Below are 1,538 nucleotides of genomic sequence, written 5' to 3'. Positions count from 1 at the left end.
TTTCGAGAAAGGTCGCCCCGCCAGGGGCGGTCCGGGCCGACGTAGTCGGCGCGGACCTCTCTCGTCTTCCGAGCCTGGGCGGGGGCAGTTGCCCCCGGGTCTGCCGTGTGTGCGATGCGAGGCCGACGTGACGTGTTCGCTCAACCATCTATCCGGGATCGTCGGCTTCGCCGACGTCGCCATCTCACAGGTATCCAAGGGACGCCTCCATTCAATCGCTCGACGGTCGTCTCGAAAGCCGCCGTCGGGGTTCGATGCGGGGTCGTCCCGTGGTCGTCACGCCCGCCCGCCGTCGCTCGACGGGTGGCTCCCTCGTGCTCCTTCAGGCCCTCCTCTCAAGGGGATGGTCTTCGGTCCGGGGTCAGGGGTTCGGGGCCGGGGGTTCGGGGTCAGTGTCGGGGCTCAGGCGGCCAGCGGTCGGTAGGGCTTGGAGTCCCTGAGCATCGCGTAGAGCACGCAGAGGAACTTCCTCGCCACCGCCACGATCGCCCGCTTCACGCCATTACGTTTCTTGATCCTATCATATGTAGACCTCCACCGAGGGACCGACGCGACCAGCCGCCAGGCCGCCTCCACCAACGCCCACCTCAGCAGGCCCGAGCCTTGCTTCGTGATCCTCCCGTCCCTGGCCTTCTTGCCGCCGGTCTGGCGGACCACCGGCACCAGCCCCGCGTACGCGCAGACCGCCTTGGCGTTCCTGAACCGCCGCACGTCACCCAGCTCGCAGAGGACCGCCTCCGCCGTCACCACGCCGACACCCGGCGCCGTCTTGATCAGCTCGCGGGCCTCGGCCTCCGCCCGGGGCGCCTTCTTCGCGAACGCCTTGATCTTCGCCGCCGTCTTCTTCAACCTCGCCTCGATCGTCTCCCACTCCTTCCACAGGTCCGCCAGCCGGAATCGGTCGACCTCATTGAGCTTCAGCCCCTTGAGGTACGCCTTGCCGGCCTCGGCGGAGAACAGGTCCCGGCGATCGGCGTTGGAGTCGGCCAGGACGTGGCGGATCTTGCACTTCACGGACGTCGCCCGCTCCCGGAGGTACTTCCGATGCCGCACCAAGGCCCGATGCTGCCGCTGCCGGGGCGTCGGCATGTGGGCCCGCGGGACCATGTCGCGGGCCAGGAACTCGGCCAGCACCCGGGCGTCCAGCTTGTCGGTCTTCTTGGTCGACTCGGCGATCACGCGCATCTTGGCCGGGTTCGCCAGCACGACCTCGGCGGCCGTCGGCTCCAGCAACTCGACGAACCAGTAGTAGCTCGCGGTCGCCTCGAGGACGACCTTGTACTCGCCCACCGCCTCGAAGAACTCGACGATCCGATGGGGCTCGCTGGGATACAGCTTCGCCTCGCGGACGATCTTCCGGTTCGCGTCCATGACGCAGGCCGTGATAAGCTTCTTGTGGAGGTCGACGCCGACGTAGTTCATCGCGAATCTCCCGCTCCAAGGAAAATGAGTTCGGTCAACACCTCAAGTTTCCCCAAAGCCCGGAAGATTCGCAAACCGCCGCGTCGACCTCCCTCACTTCCCCCTCATAGTGTCAA

The 1,538-nt window shown here is 66.8% G+C and carries 1 protein-coding gene; it reads right to left on the bottom strand.

Annotation, left to right across the window (positions count from 1 at the left end; all coding sequences use genetic code 11):
* Positions 1 to 402: 402 nt before the first annotated feature.
* A complete protein-coding gene (locus G6O54_RS36810; protein ID WP_165236091.1) occupies positions 403 to 1,422 on the bottom strand; it encodes an IS110 family RNA-guided transposase in 1,020 nt (339 codons plus the stop codon).
* Positions 1,423 to 1,538 lie beyond the last annotated feature (116 nt).

The sequence above is a fragment of the Aquisphaera insulae genome (assembly GCF_011064615.1).
Lineage (GTDB): Bacteria > Planctomycetota > Planctomycetia > Isosphaerales > Isosphaeraceae > Aquisphaera > Aquisphaera insulae.
Note: the sequence above shows the minus strand (reverse complement) of the source record. Positions and strands in the feature narration are given on the sequence as shown.

Excerpts from the sequence above, each read along its gene's own strand:
- G6O54_RS36810 (WP_165236091.1), bottom strand. The coding sequence starts at position 1,422 with ATGAACTACGTCGGCGTCGACCTCCACAAGAAGCTTATCACGGCCTGC.